Annotated in this window: 10 protein-coding genes; all 10 read right to left on the reverse strand. The window is 65.9% G+C overall.

The window, feature by feature from the left end; translation table 11 throughout:
* Positions 1–9 precede the first annotated feature (9 nt).
* Positions 10–3,651: an AAA family ATPase gene (locus DGA31_RS27830; RefSeq protein ID WP_109514696.1), complete on the reverse strand. Its 3,642-nt coding sequence runs from the start codon at positions 3,649–3,651 to the stop codon at positions 10–12.
* Positions 3,648–4,892 carry an exonuclease SbcCD subunit D C-terminal domain-containing protein gene (locus DGA31_RS27835; protein ID WP_109514697.1) on the reverse strand — a complete coding sequence of 415 codons (1,245 nt, stop codon included), beginning with the start codon at positions 4,890–4,892 and terminating at the stop codon, positions 3,648–3,650. The genes DGA31_RS27830 and DGA31_RS27835 overlap by 4 nt, the downstream gene beginning before the upstream one ends.
* Positions 4,893–4,922: 30 nt before the next feature.
* Positions 4,923–6,572 (reverse strand): BatD family protein, encoded by a 1,650-nt coding sequence (locus DGA31_RS27840; protein ID WP_109514698.1) that lies wholly within the window; start codon positions 6,570–6,572, stop codon positions 4,923–4,925.
* Positions 6,569–8,299 (reverse strand): VWA domain-containing protein, encoded by a 1,731-nt coding sequence (locus DGA31_RS27845; protein ID WP_109514699.1) that lies wholly within the window; start codon positions 8,297–8,299, stop codon positions 6,569–6,571. Before DGA31_RS27845 ends, DGA31_RS27840 begins: the two co-directional genes overlap by 4 nt.
* Complete coding sequence (locus tag DGA31_RS27850; protein ID WP_056840411.1) at positions 8,296–9,372, reverse strand: vWA domain-containing protein; 1,077 nt, start codon at positions 9,370–9,372, stop codon at positions 8,296–8,298. The genes DGA31_RS27845 and DGA31_RS27850 overlap by 4 nt, the downstream gene beginning before the upstream one ends.
* Entirely contained in the window at positions 9,365–9,859 is a 495-nt protein-coding gene (locus DGA31_RS27855) for a DUF4381 domain-containing protein (protein ID WP_056840410.1), read from the reverse strand. The genes DGA31_RS27850 and DGA31_RS27855 overlap by 8 nt, the downstream gene beginning before the upstream one ends.
* Positions 9,856–10,800 (reverse strand): DUF58 domain-containing protein, encoded by a 945-nt coding sequence (locus DGA31_RS27860; RefSeq protein ID WP_056840409.1) that lies wholly within the window; start codon positions 10,798–10,800, stop codon positions 9,856–9,858. Before DGA31_RS27860 ends, DGA31_RS27855 begins: the two co-directional genes overlap by 4 nt.
* A gap of 4 nt (positions 10,801–10,804) precedes the next feature.
* Entirely contained in the window at positions 10,805–11,764 is a 960-nt protein-coding gene (locus tag DGA31_RS27865) for an AAA family ATPase (protein ID WP_056840408.1), read from the reverse strand.
* 209 nt (positions 11,765–11,973) lie between these two features.
* Complete coding sequence (locus DGA31_RS27870) at positions 11,974–12,732, reverse strand: amidohydrolase family protein (protein ID WP_109514700.1); 759 nt, start codon at positions 12,730–12,732, stop codon at positions 11,974–11,976.
* 42 nt (positions 12,733–12,774) lie between these two features.
* Positions 12,775–13,134 carry a hypothetical protein gene (locus DGA31_RS27875; RefSeq protein WP_109514701.1) on the reverse strand — a complete coding sequence of 120 codons (360 nt, stop codon included), beginning with the start codon at positions 13,132–13,134 and terminating at the stop codon, positions 12,775–12,777.
* Positions 13,135–13,552 lie beyond the last annotated feature (418 nt).

Raw genomic sequence — 13,552 nt, forward strand, 5'->3', positions numbered from 1 at the left:
TGGGGTTGCTCATGACCCTACCTCCAGCGTGCTCAGGCCATTGCCCTGGCGCTTGACCCGGATCTGCACGGCGATGCGCTCGTGCATTTCCTGCACATGGGAAATCACCCCGACCTTGCGCCCCTGTGCCTGCAGGCCATCCAGCGCATCCATGGCCAGTTGCAGTGATTCGGGGTCCAGGCTGCCGAAACCTTCGTCGATGAACAGCGACTCGATGCGCAAGGTGCTGGACGCCATCGACGCCAGCCCCAGTGCCAACGCCAGCGACACCAGGAACGTTTCGCCGCCCGACAGCGAATGCACCGAACGCATCTCGTCACCCATCTCGGTGTCCAGCACCAGCAGGCCCAGCAGGCTGCCACCACGCTTCAGGCGGTAGCGGCGCACCAGTTGACGCAACTGGGCGTTGGCGTGGTGCACCAGCAGGTCGAGGTTGTAGGCCTGGGCCAGCTTGCGGAAGCGATCACCCTCGGCCGAACCGATCAGCTCGGCCAGGCGCCCCCAGCGCAGCCGCTCGGCACTGGCCCATTCGATACGCGCCTGCAATTCACCACTTTCGGCCTGGCGCCGCTGGTCTTCACTGACCTGTGCGCGCAGGTCGGCGCACACTTGCTCGCTCAGGGCGAGCTCGGCCTGAGTGCTCAGCAGTGCCTCGGCCAGGGCCGCGGCATCGCTACCGGACTGTTGCGCTTCATGCTGACTCAGGCGCTGCTCGCGCTCCTGGACCAATACCCTGGCCTGTTCCAGGGCTTTGTCGCTGGCGTGCAGGCGCTGGCGCAAAGGCTCGACCTGTGCCGGATCGAAATCCAGCAAGGCCTGCAGGGTATTGTCGTCCAGTTGCGAATGGGCGTTGCGCCAGGCAGCGAGCTGTTCGAGCAGTCCAAGGTATTCACTTTGCAGGTCCTGGTGCTGTTGCTGGCCGGCGTTCAGTTCGGCTGCCAGCTGGATGAGCTGCGCCTGATTGTCCTGAAAGGCCTGTGCGGCCTCGGCTTGCGCACTGCGGGCCTGTTCGACACCTTGCTCCAGTGCCTGTTGCCAGTGTTCGGCACGGGCATGCGTGCCCAGCAAGTCGCTCAAGGCCGCCTGGCTGGCGTGCTGCTGATCGCTCAATTGCTGCACGTGCTGTTGCAGTTCGAGCTGGCGCTGCCGGTCGCTGCTCAACGTGTGCTGGAGTTGCTCGACAGCCTTCTGCCGCTCGGCCTGTTCCTGCTCCTCATCCTGCTGCTGTTCGATCAGTGCCAGGCGCTCGCCCACCTGTTGTTCCAGGCGCATGACGCTGGCACTGGTGTCGTCGCGCAAGGCCGCCAGGGTGTCATCGGGCAGGACACCGGCCAGTGCATCAAGCGCTTCCTCAAGGCGTTCGCGGTCAGCGTGCAGTTGCCGCTGTTGCTCTTCGACCTGCCGAGTGGCGTCCTGGCTGGTCAGCTGCGCCTGTTGCAACTGATGCTGCAACTGAGCGGCGTCCTGTTGCAGCGTGAGCAGGGCCTGCTGGCGCTGTTCGTCCTTGAGAATCACTTCGTTGAGCTGGTCGAGCTGGCGGGCCAGCCAGGCGCTGCGCTCGGCCTCGGCGCGATCGAGCACGGCAGCGGCCTGCGGATGGTCCTGCAACTGCGCGGTCAACTGCTGTTGCTGGTCTTGCAACTGTTTGTGCTGCTGCAAGGCATCCTTTTGCCGCGCAATGACTACGCCGACCTGTTCACGCAGCTGGCTGCGCTGGTCCTTGAGTTCGTCCACGGCCTTTTCGGCACGGCTTTGCTCGCTTTCATCATGCTCGGCCAGGCCTTGCAGCACCGCCTCGGGCTTGTGCCAGGGGTGATCGGCGCTGCCGCACACCGGGCAGGGCTGCAGGTTTTGCAACTGGCTGCGCAGAGCCTCGACACTGGCACTGCGGGCCAGGCGCTGGCGATCAAGCAATTGTCGGGTGACGATCAGCGTCTGTTCGGCGACCTTGAGTTGCTCGGCCACGGCCATGCCCTGGGCCGTGAGGTGTTCGCGTTCCTGCTGGGCGCTGTGCAATTGCTCGCCCAGCGCCTGCAAGGGCGCATCGAGGGCTTGCCGGCTGCTCCACAGGCGGCTGAGATCTTCGATGGCGCGGTGCTGCTTGCGGTTGTCCTGCAGCAGGCCACCGAGCAATTGCAGGTGCTCGGTGACCGCCTGAGGCTCGACATCCGCTTCGCGGTAGAGCACGTCCAGCGCGCTGCGTTGCACCCCCAATTGCTGCTCGGCTTCCATCGCCCGCTGCACCAGGGCCGGTAACTCGTGCTGCCCCTGGCGCACGCGGTTGGCAGTCAGGGTCAGGGTTTTGAGGCGATCACGCCAGGCGCTCCAGGCCTGGGTCAGCGGCGCCAGCGATGTGCTGGCCTGCAGTTGCCCGGTGATTGTCTCCAGGCGCTGGGCGACCTGTTGCTGTCGGTCGAGCAGCGCCTTCAGTTGCGCCTGGCCCTGTTCATACGCTTGTGCACTGTGTTGCTGTTGCGTACGGGCCTTGTCCAGCCCCTCGGCCAGGTGACTCAAGGTGTTCTGGGCATCGAACGCCTGCTGCAGGCGTGGCCGGACCTCGACGAGCTGCTGCTGGGCGGCCTGTAGCGTGGTATGCGCGCTGTCGCGGCGCGCTTGCAGGTCTGTGGCCTGGGCGTCCAGTTCGATCCGGCGGGCTTGTTGTTGAGCGATACGCTCGGCCAGCGGCGTCAGTTGTGCGTGCAGTGAGGCCTGGCGGGCAAAGTGATGACGCTGTGGCGCCAGCGTTTGCAGATGCTCCAACTGCTGGCGCAGCTCACCGAGCTGTTGCCAGTCCTGCTCGGCGGTCGTCAGGGTGTGGCGCGCCTCAAGGGCTTCATCGCCCAAGCGTTGCAGTTGCGCCAGCCATTGCTGTTGTAGCTCCAGCGCGCGCAGCCTGGCCTGTTGCGCCTTGAACTGCGTTTGCGCGTCGAGCACACGCCGGTCCAGTTCGGCGCGCTCTTCGACACTCATGGGCGCGACGCCGGTGGCTTGCAGGTTCAGGTCGTCCAGCGCTTTTTTGGCGTCGTTGGCCTTGAGGTAGGCGCGCTTGCCCAACTGGCTGTAGATCGCCGTGTTGGTGAGCTTTTCCAGCAGTTCGCTGCGTTCCTTGTCGTCGGCCTTCAAGAAGGCGCTGAACTCGCTCTGGGCCAGCATCACGGCGCGGGTGAACTGCTCGAAGTTCAGGCCCAGGCGTTGCTCGACCAGTTGCTCGAACTCGCGTTTGCTCTGGTTGCTCAGCACCTGTTCGCTGTCCAGGTCGGTCAGGGTCTGGCGGCTGGCCTGCAGTTTCTTGGCAGCGTTGTCGCGGGCACGGTTGGTTTCCCAGCGGGCACGGTAGCGGCGCTGATCGATGCCGATGAAGTCGACCTCGGCGTAACCACTGCCGGTGCCGCGGCGCAGCAAGGTGCGCGGGTCACTGGTGGTGATCTCGCCGTCGATGTCCGGCACCTTGGAGGCGGTGATACGGCTCAGCCGTGGAATGGCACCGAACAGCGCCAGGCACAGCGCATCGAGCAGGGTGCTCTTGCCGGCGCCGGTGGGGCCGGTAATGGCGAACAAGCCAGCGCTGGCCAGGGGCTCGGCGGTGAAGTCGACCTCGAACGGGCCGGCCAGCGAGGCGAGGTTTTTCAGGCGGATGGCAAGGATTTTCATGGGGCTTCGCTCTCGTGCTGGACTTCACGCAGCAGCGTGGCGAAATCGCTGAGGGTCTGTTCGTCTACCGCATTGCCGTAGGTGTCCTGCCAGGCCCGGCTGAACAGCTCCTGCGGGGTCAGTTGGTCCAGGTCGATCAGTTCGACGCCGGCTGTGTCCGGGTCATCGTCACGGGCGCTGGCGTATTCGGCGGCAATGCGTACCAGGCGCACGGCCTTGCCCTGCAGGGCCGCCTCGATGCGGCTGCGCAGGTCCGGCTGTGGCTGGTCCAGGCGCACGCGCACCTCAAGCCAGGGCTGGCGCTCGGCTTCGGCGAGCAGGTCGAGATTGGCCAGGGCAGCCAGTTGCACCAGCAGTTCATCAAGCGGCAACGGGCCCAGGCGCTGCAAGGGCACGGTGCGCGGGATCAGCAAGGGCTCGACGCTGACCAGCCGTTCACCGTCGCAGGTAATTTCCAGTATCTGGTGCTTGTAACCGATTTCCGAAAACGACAATGGAATGGGCGAGCCGCTGTAGCGGATGCGCTCTTCGCCATTGACTTGCTGAGGCTTGTGCAGGTGGCCAAGGGCGACGTAGGTGATGTCGGGTACGAACAGGCTGGCGGGCAGGGCCTCGGCGTTGCCGATGATCAGGCTGCGCTCGGAGTCTTCGGACACCGAACCGCCGGCCATGTGCGCGTGGCTGACCGCGATCAGTGCCTGGCCTGGCTGGCGTTTGGCCAGGGCGGCGTCGATCAGCAGGCGGTGAACCTGGGCGATGCCGTGCAGGTAGTCATCGCCCGACAGCGCCCCGGTCACTTCGGCCGGACGCAGGAACGGCAAGGCCAGGCACCAGGCCCGCACCTCGCCGCTGGCGTCAGGCAGCGGCAGCAACAGACGCTCGGCGTCCAGGCGGCCGTCATCCAGCCACAGCACGCGGCCCAGCGCATGGGTGCGCAAGCGGCGCATCAATGGCGCAGGCAGCTCGATGCGCGAGCCGGAGTCGTGGTTGCCGGCAATCATCACGATGGTCAGCTGCGGCTGTTGCTCGTGGGCGTCGACGATGAATTCGTAGAGGCGTTCCTGGGCTTTGACCGGTGGGTTGACGGTGTCGAAGATGTCACCGGCGATCAACAGCACATCGGGCCGGCGCTCGGCCAGGCGGGCCAGCAGCCAGGTCAGGAAGGCCTGGTGCTCGAAGTCCCGCTCCTGGCCATGCAGGTGCTGACCCAGATGCCAGTCAGAGGTGTGAAACAGACGCATGTGATTACCTTGTGATTGACCTGCAACGCGTTATTTGGGGTACAACGGCGGCAGTCCGGCCTCGCCATTGGCATGTAAGCGTTCGCTGGCCGGCAGGGTGCCGATGGCGCGCCACAGGTCCTCGCCCAGCCAGAACTGGCCGGCCTCGCTGTACAGCGCGCCGTTCAGGCCGTCCAGGGCATCGGACAGCGGCACGAAGCGGGCGGCCATTTCGGCCAGGGTTTCCGGTTGCTGGCGGGCCCAGGCGTCCAGGGCCTGGCGGGTGGCGTGCGGGTCGTTGGCCTGGCAGGCGCGCTTGAGGTCGTCCAGCACCGTGCGCGGGCTGGGGCCGCTCTGGGCGCTGCGGGCCACCGCCGGCTGGCCCCTGGCGCGCCACCAGAACACCGCGCCCAACAGGGTGGTGAAGGCAAAGAACAGCGTACTCAGTTGCCAGACCCACAGCCACGGTGCCAGGGCACTGTGATCGCCGCCCACGGGCGTGTCGACCGCAAGCCCCGGGTTGTTGGTGACTTGCAGGGTGCGCGCCGGCAGGCTGCTGTGTTCGATGTGTTCTTGCTGGGTGTTCCACCAGGTGATCTCGATGCTTGGCAGTTCCATGGCACCTGTACGGTTGGGCACCAGCGCTTCGCTCTCCTGACGGCGGCCGATCAATCCGCGTTCATTGGCCTCGTTGCTCAGTTGCGGTTGATCGGGGTAGCGGCGCAGGCCTGGCAGGTCCGGGTTGGTCAAGGGCGGCAGTTGCGCCGCCGACAGGCCTTCGACCTGCAGGCTCAGGGTGCGGGTCAACGAATCACCGACTTGGGTATTGACTGTGTCGGGGTTCCAGTTTTCTTCCAGGGTCACGTTGCGTGCCGGCAGCCAGGGCAGGTGCGCCGGCCAGTCGTGGGGCGTCGGCTTGACGGTCAGGGTGATCTCGGCCGAACTGACCTGCAACGCCTTGCCCGGTTGTGGGCCATAGGGGTTGGGCGCCTGTTGCTGACCGGGGCCGATGGCCGCCGCGGTCTGCACCTGGGTGGCACTGAACACCAGCGCCGGAATCTGCAGCACGCCACTGCGCTGCGGGTAGATGGCGTAGCGGGTTTCGATCACCCCGTGGCGAATGCCGTTGATGAGCTTCTCATAGGTGCGCGGCTCACCGAGTTTTTCGATGCGCGCCTCGGGCAGTTGCAACGGGCTGAGGTTGCTGTCGTCGAACAGCGCCACCGAATGATAGATGCGCAGGGTCAGCACGGCCTGGGCCTGCACATAGACGCTGTCGTGATCCAGGCTGGCCTCGATGAATACCGGCGCCAGTTCGTTGGCCGGCTCCTGCACGTTGCCGGGCAGCACCTGCAGGGTGATCGGCTGGCTGCTCAGTTCGCCCAGGGTCAGGGGCGGAATCTGCACACTGCCGGTCTGCCGGGGCAGCAGGGTGATCAGCCAGCGGGTATTGGCCTGGCTGGCGCCGTCCAGGGTCGTCAGGCGGTTGACCTGGCGGGTGTCGCGCACCTCGAAGTCGGTGTCCAGTACGCTCAGGTCGGGCTTGCCGAACTGCGTCACGTCGTTGGTTTCCAGGGTCAGTTCCACGGTTTCGCCCGCGCTCAGGCGCGTGCGGTCGACCTGGGCGGTCAATTCCGCCGCCTGGGCCGGGAGCATGAACACCCCGAGCAACAAACCGACAAACAATGACGCACGACTCATGGGGTGGTTTCCTGATGCTGCTGTTCGTAGCGGAACTTGCGCCGCAACAACTCGCCGGGATCGTCCGGGATCTGTCGCAGCCAGTGTTCCAGGGCCTGGCGCCGTTCGCCGTCCAGGGGCGCGTCGCCGGTTTGCAGCGGCGGACGCGTGGTATTGTCGGCGTCGTCGGAAATCGGCGTGCCGCTCACGGTGTCGCTTTCATTGGGTGTGTCGCGGTCGCTTGACGCGCTCGGGGTGTCCGCCTGCTCGCCGGGTTGGGCGTCGCTCTGGCCATCGGCTGACGCGGCATTCTGCTCTGCCGCGTCGGTCTGTGTGGCCGGATCTTCATTTTCGGTGGGCTCATCGGGCGGCGGTTCATCGGCGGCCTGGGCCTGATCGCGGGCCTGCTGCACCAACAGCCGGTTGATTTGTGCGGCCGGAAAATCCGGCTGGCGCTCAAGGGCCTGGTCGAACGCGTCCAGGGCGCCCTCCAGCTCACCACTCAAGGCCAGGGCAGTGCCACGGTTGTAATGGTCGGCGGGGCTGTCGCCGGCCGCAAAACGCTGGGCAGCACCGGCGTAGTCACCGGCGGCAAACAGCGCCATGCCTTGCCATTGCACGTTCTCGAAGCGTTGTGCGGCCTCGGCCGGGCGCTGGCGCTCCAACAGGCGCTGGCCTTGCTGGTCCGGGCGCAGCCACAGGTCCTGCCAGTCGAATGCCAGGCTTTCGCGCGGCAAGACGCATAAAAAGGCCAGCCCGAACAGCCAGCCACGGCGCATGGCGCAGGCGGCCAGCAGCAGCAGCGGCAACAGCAGCCAGTGGCCCTGATCGGCCCAGGTGTCCAGCCGCAGGCGACGCCCGTCGTTGAGCACACGCTGCGGGTTGTCGAGCAGGCCCAGGCCTTGCAGGTCCAGCAGGTCGCTACGGGCCTGTTGGTAGTGTCCGCCCATCGACGTGGCAACGTCATCGAGGCTGGCGCCGTCCAGGCGTGACAGCACGATTGCACCGTGTTCGTCGCGTAGCAGGCCGCCGTTGTCCAGGCTGACTGGTGCACCGTCGCGGCTGCCCATGCCCAGAATCAGCAACGGGGTGCCTTGCCCGGCCAGGGCACCCCGAATGCCCTGGCGCTCCTGTTCGCTGAGTGATGTGCCGATCAGCAGGATACGGCCCTGGCCCACGTCGGCCTGGTGCAACAAGGCCAGGGCCTTGCCGATGGCCAGGTCGGCCCGCTGGCCGGCCAGTGGCATGATCGATGGCTTGATGGTTTCCAGCAGGTTATGGCTGGTGGCCAGGTCGTCGGACAGCGGCACCAGGGTGTGGGCGCTGCCGGCGTAGACCACGATCGCCGTCTGCGCATCGTTGCGGGTTGCCAACAGGTCGCGCAGCTTGCGTTTGGCCAGTTCCAGGCGGTTGGGCGGGGTGTCGCTGGCCAGCATCTGCGGGGTCAGCTCCAGCACCACCACCAGCGGGTCGATGGGCTTCTGGCCAAACTGTTCCAGGCGCTGCCAGCTCGGGCCGACCAGCGCCAGCACCGCCAGCAGCCAGGCGATCCCGAGCACGATCCAGTGGGTCTTGCTGTCGCGGCCATGACCGCCGCCGAGCAGGACATGATGAAAGGCCGGTGGCAGGATCATCTGCCAGCGCCCGGCGCGTTTCTGCCGGTGCCAGAGCTTGTACAGCAGCCACGCCAGCAGCGGTACGACCAGCAGCCAGGCGGGGCGCAGCCAGTGTGGCCAGAGGCTGATCATTTCGGGCTCCGTAGCTGTTTGAGGCGTTGTCGAACGTGTTGCAGCTGCGCTGCCAGTTTCTGGCGCAGCCAGGTGTGCAGGCGTTGCAGAGCGTTGTTGGGCCAGAGTTCGACGATGACCCAGAGCAGGCTTAGCCACAGGGCCAGGGCCAGCGGCCAGGCATAGAGCGCCAGCGCCGGACGGGCCTGGGTCGGCTGTTGGGCCACCGGCTCCAGGGCGTCGAGGGCGGTACGGATGCGTTGCAACTGGTCGCCGTCGCGTGCCCGGAAGTACTGGCCGCCACTGAGCTGGGCGATGCGCTTGAGGGTCGGTTCGTCCAGGTCCAGGCTCGGATTGAGGCCCAGCAGGCTTTGCACGCCGGTGCTGTCGGGGTCGGCGCCAATGCCGATCGGATAGATGCGCACGCCGGCTTCGGCGGCCAGCCTGGCGGCGGTCACCGGGTCGATCTGTCCACCATTGTTGGCGCCGTCGGTGACCAGCACCAGCACCCGGCTTTCGGCCGGACGCTGGCGCAAGCGCTTGAGGCCCAGGCCAATGGCGTCGCCGATGGCGGTGTTCTTGCCGGCGATGCCAATGCGTGCTTCGTCCAGCCAGACGCGCACGGTATGGCGGTCGAAGGTCAGGGGCGCCTGCACGAAGGCCTGACTGCCGAACAGGATCAGGCCGACCCGGTCGCCCTCGCGACCCTCCAGAAAGTCACCCAGCAGCTTCTGTACCAGCGCCAGGCGGGTGACGTCCTCGTCCTGCCATTGCATGTCCGGGTAGTCCATCGAGCCCGAGACGTCCACCGCCACCAGCAGGTCGCGCCCACTGGCGGCGATCGGCAACGGGTCGCCCAGCCATTGCGGACGGGCCGCGGCGGCCAGCAACAGCAGCCAGATCAACAGCAGCGGCCCGGCCTGGCGCCAGACGGGCAGGTTGGCCTTGGCGCGCCGACCGCTCAGGCTTTCGAGTTCGTTGAGAAAGCTGACCTTGAGTGCGGCTTCGCCGTTATCGGCCACCGGCAACAGCCAGCGCATCAGCCAGGGCAGCGGCAGCAGGGCGAAGATCCACGGCCAGGCGAATTCAAACATGCTTGCGAATCCAGGTGTCGACGGCCTGGGTCAGGCCGCTGATGGCCTTGTCGTCGAGCTTGCATTCAGGCTTGTAGGCGCCTTCGACCAGCACCATCCAGCGGGTCAGGCCGGCGGCGGGGCAGCGGTTGTCGAGAAACGCCAGCCACTTGCGCCCGTTCAGGGTGTGGCTCTGGCTGTAGGGGTACTGGTTGCGGCACAAGCGTTTGAGCAGGCCGTTGATGTGCTGCAGCCAGGCGCCGGCCGGGGCGCCGTCGTAGGGCTTGGGCAGGCTGGCCAGCTCGGCCAGGGCCGCCACGCGCAACGGGTCCAGCGGTTGTTCGGCGCGCGACAGCGGCGCCTTGGTGCGCAGCACCCGGTGCAGGCGCCACAGGCCGTAGACCGCCAGCGGCAGCAGCAGGGCCAGCAGCCACCAGCCCGGGGCCGGTGGCCACCCGCTGACGGGGGGCGGAGCGATCAGCGGTTGCAGTTGTTCCAGCGGGTTCATGAGGGTTTGCCCGGACGCCGGGGGTTGAGGAACTGCTGCAGTTGTTCGATCAGATCGGTCTGGGTGCTCAAGGGCATCAGCAGTACGCGCAATTTCTTGGCCAGCCGTTCCCAGCGTGCGCAGCGATCGATGCCCTGATCGCGGTAATGCTTGCGCAGCTCGGCATCCAGGGTGTCGAGCTCAAGGCTGGCGCCACGCTCGGCAAAGCGTAGCAGGCCGGCGGCGGGCAGGGCGCGGTCCAGCGGGTCGGACAGCGGCAGCAGCAACAGGTCGCAATGGCGCGACAACAGGCTCAGTTGCTGTTCGGCGGCATCGCTCAGCGCCCGTTCGTCACACAGCACAATCACCAGGCTGCCGGGGCGCAGCACCTCGCGGGCGCGGCGCAAGGCCGTGCCGAAGGCCTCATGGTCGGCGGCGATTTCGGTGTGCAGCGACTGGTTGATACGCACCAGCCGGTTGAGCAGTTGCAACAGGCTCTGCTTGCTGCGCCTTGGCTTGATTTCGTAATGCTCGCGGTCGCCGAACACCAGCCCGCCCACCCGGTCGTTATGCTCAAGTGCCGCCCAGCCCAGCAAGGCGGCGGCCTGGGCGGCCAGCACTGACTTGAACATCATCCCGGAGCCGAAGAACAGCCGGCGGCTCTGCTCGACCAGCAGGAAGATCGGCCGTTCGCGTTCTTCATGAAACAGCTTGGTGTGTGGCTCCTGGGTGCGGGCGGTGACGCGCCAGTCGATATTGCGTACATCGTCGCCGGCCTGGTACACGCGCACCTGATCGAAATCCACCCCGCGCCCGCGCAGCTTGGAGTGGTGCAGGCCCATCAATGGGCTGCGCCGGGTCGGGGTGGAGAATAACTGCACCTCACGCACGCGATGGCGCATTTCGATCAGCTCACGCAGGCTGACCCTAATACCGGGCGGGGCAATCAGCTCGCTCTGCATGGCGTCAAGCGACAGCGACGACGTCGAGGATACGCTGGGTCACCCGGTCCTGGTCGATGCCGGCCGCCTCGGCTTCGAAGGACAGGATGATCCGGTGGCGCAAGACATCGAACAGCACGGCCTGGATGTCTTCGGGGCTGACAAAATCGCGCCCGGCCAGCCAGGCATGGGCCCGTGAGCAGCGGTCCAGGGCGATGGAGCCACGGGGGCTGGCGCCGTAGGCGATCCACTCGGCCAGCTCCGGGTCGAACTTGGCCGGGGTGCGGGTGGCCATCACCAGTTGCACCAGGTATTCCTCGACAGCGTCGGCCATGTACAGACCCAGGATTTCCTTGCGTGCGGCAAAGATGGCTTGCTGGCTGACCCGGCGCTCGGGCTTGGTCTCGCCGTTCAGGGCTTCGCCACGCGCCTGCTGGAGGATCTTGCGTTCCACGGCAGCATCCGGGAAGCCGATCTTGACGTGCATCAGAAAGCGGTCGAGCTGCGCTTCGGGCAGCGGGTAGGTGCCTTCCTGTTCGATCGGGTTCTGGGTGGCCATGACCAGGAACAGCGGCGAGAGGTCATAGGTACTGCGCCCGACGCTGACCTGGCGCTCGGCCATGGCCTCGAGCAAGGCCGACTGGACCTTGGCCGGGGCGCGGTTGATTTCGTCGGCCAGCACCAGGTTATGGAAGATCGGCCCTTGCTGGAACACGAAGCTGCCGGTTTCCGGCCGGTAGATTTCGGTGCCGGTGATGTCGGCGGGCAGCAGGTCGGGGGTGAACTGAATGCGATGGAACTGCGCCTCGATGCCTTCGGCCAGTTCCTTGATGGCCTTGGTCTTGGCCAGCCCCGGCGCGCCTTCAACCAGCATGTGGCCGTCGGCAAGCAGGGCGATCAGCAGGCGCTCGACCAGCTTTTCCTGACCGAGGATCTGGGTGGAAAGAAAGGTTCGCAGCGCATTCAGCGCTTCACGATGTTCCATCGGTGATGGTTCCTGGCAGGCGGGTGCCGTTATGTCGGATAACGGTCAGGGGCGATTGCCGGGCTTTGCTTGCCGACCTTCGTTCAGACCCTGGACCGGGGGCGATACTTTAATGCATCCGGGGCTTGAACCACTAACGACGGCAGGTGTTTTTTATGCGTCCAGGGGGGCGGTCATGCCTTGACAAGGCATGGAGCCCCGGCTTTTTCTCAAGAAGTTTGCAGGCGGTAGAAGCTAAAGGCGTTGTGCCATAGCGTCCGTTGCGCGCCGGCGTCGCCCAGAATGTCGTACAGCAGGTCGATGTCCCGCTTGGTAATGCCGCGTTGCCCGGGAATCAGGGGCGCTCCGCTGCCGAACATCAGCACGTTCGGGTTGGCGTCGTGCAGATCCCGCAGGATCGAGGCCAGCCCCGGACTGAAGCGTCCTGGTGCGCAGACCTTGAGGTGCACACCCTGCTCGGCCAGGCGCAGCAGGGTCGGCAGCGCCGGCCGGCTGAGCGCCCGGTGATCCAGGCTCAGGGCCGGGAGCTGCAGCAATGTTTCTTGCAGTTCGGCCAGTTCGCGGGCCTCGATCGCCAGTTCGGTGTGCCAGCCGACATGACTGTGGACGCGCCGGGCCAGGTCCAGCACCTGTTCGGGCAACAGGGCCCCGCCGCGGCGCAGGGTCAGGCGCAGGCCGCGGATGCCGAAGCCGTTCAGGGTGTCGAGTTCGGCATGGGTGATCATCGGCGAGACCTGGGTCACGCCCACGAAGCCCGGTCCCAGCCAGCGCAGTGAGTCCAGCAGGTGGCCTTGCTGGTAACCCTGCAGGGCACTGGAGACCACGACGCCGCCACTGAACCCCAGTGGCACGACACAGTCCCGGTAGTTCTGGACGGTAAAGGGCTCGGGTGGCGACTCAAGGTGGGTCTTGAGTCGGAACCTCGGGTTGAAGATATGGCAGTGGGCGTCGAAGCGGGGGGCGGTCATGGCAGGCTCCAGAAAGAGGACGCCTGACTTTACTCCCCCGGATCAGGCGATCTCGCTGACATATATACCGACATTGGCAAGAATGATGCGCAATGTGTCGTCGGCTTCGCGCAGGTCGAGGGCATCGCTGGCGTGGCGGATCTCGTACAGCGTGTCACCCCCGAGTCTGGCCGCATCGGCAGCGTCCAGCTCGACCAGCAGGCGTTCGGCGCCGAAGGTGACTTTCAGGTGGGTGACGGCCAGGGTCTTGTCGTCGCCCAGGCTGATTTCGATTTCGTTTTCGTCGGGGAAGCGGCTGAGGGAGAACAGGTCGCCGTCTTCGCCGTGGCAGCAGAGCAGGGCCATGTCGTCGTATTCGTCGTCGCACGGGTTGGCGATCAGGCAGGGGGTATTGATAAGCATGGGGTGACTTCCTGGGCAGGCGGCTGGCAAAGCGGTGAGTTTGCCAGTCCTTGATGAACATTGCTGCAGTGGGATGGGCGGTCGGGTAATCGGGGCTGCCTGGGTGTGTCAGTGAGCCCCCCGACCCAATAACAAGACAGTCCCTGTCGAACTCCATAAATGCATCACTTCGAAACAGCTACAGACCCGGGCAGTCACACGATGACCGAATATGTCGCAGCCTTGTACGCCCTGTATGCACCGCTATCGTTAAGCTGAAAGGCGACGAACGGCTTGCGCATGGACGACACCGGTTCGTCGCTTTTTTCTGACGTACTTCCCGGAATTCACAAAGGCTGGAGCCCGGCACGCAGGCTTCGCCCGTTTGGCTCTACACTCGATCATGCCCTGATCGCGACACCTGCTCCAAGCCTCCCTC

Origin of the sequence: Pseudomonas ovata (assembly GCF_003131185.1) — a bacterium.
Taxonomy (GTDB): Bacteria; Pseudomonadota; Gammaproteobacteria; order Pseudomonadales; family Pseudomonadaceae; genus Aquipseudomonas; species Aquipseudomonas ovata.

What these genes read in the sequence shown, in the direction of transcription:
- DGA31_RS27875 (WP_109514701.1), bottom strand. Translation starts at nt 13,134, where the DNA reads ATGCTTATCAATACCCCCTGCCTGATCGCCAACCCGTGCGACGACGAA.
- DGA31_RS27830 (WP_109514696.1), bottom strand. Translation starts at nt 3,651, where the DNA reads ATGAAAATCCTTGCCATCCGCCTGAAAAACCTCGCCTCGCTGGCCGGC.
- DGA31_RS27870 (WP_109514700.1), bottom strand. Translation starts at nt 12,732, where the DNA reads ATGACCGCCCCCCGCTTCGACGCCCACTGCCATATCTTCAACCCGAGG.
- DGA31_RS27860 (WP_056840409.1), bottom strand. Translation starts at nt 10,800, where the DNA reads ATGCAGAGCGAGCTGATTGCCCCGCCCGGTATTAGGGTCAGCCTGCGT.
- DGA31_RS27850 (WP_056840411.1), bottom strand. Translation starts at nt 9,372, where the DNA reads ATGTTTGAATTCGCCTGGCCGTGGATCTTCGCCCTGCTGCCGCTGCCC.
- DGA31_RS27840 (WP_109514698.1), bottom strand. Translation starts at nt 6,572, where the DNA reads ATGAGTCGTGCGTCATTGTTTGTCGGTTTGTTGCTCGGGGTGTTCATG.
- DGA31_RS27855 (WP_056840410.1), bottom strand. Translation starts at nt 9,859, where the DNA reads ATGAACCCGCTGGAACAACTGCAACCGCTGATCGCTCCGCCCCCCGTC.
- DGA31_RS27865 (WP_056840408.1), bottom strand. Translation starts at nt 11,764, where the DNA reads ATGGAACATCGTGAAGCGCTGAATGCGCTGCGAACCTTTCTTTCCACC.
- DGA31_RS27835 (WP_109514697.1), bottom strand. Translation starts at nt 4,892, where the DNA reads ATGCGTCTGTTTCACACCTCTGACTGGCATCTGGGTCAGCACCTGCAT.
- DGA31_RS27845 (WP_109514699.1), bottom strand. Translation starts at nt 8,299, where the DNA reads ATGATCAGCCTCTGGCCACACTGGCTGCGCCCCGCCTGGCTGCTGGTC.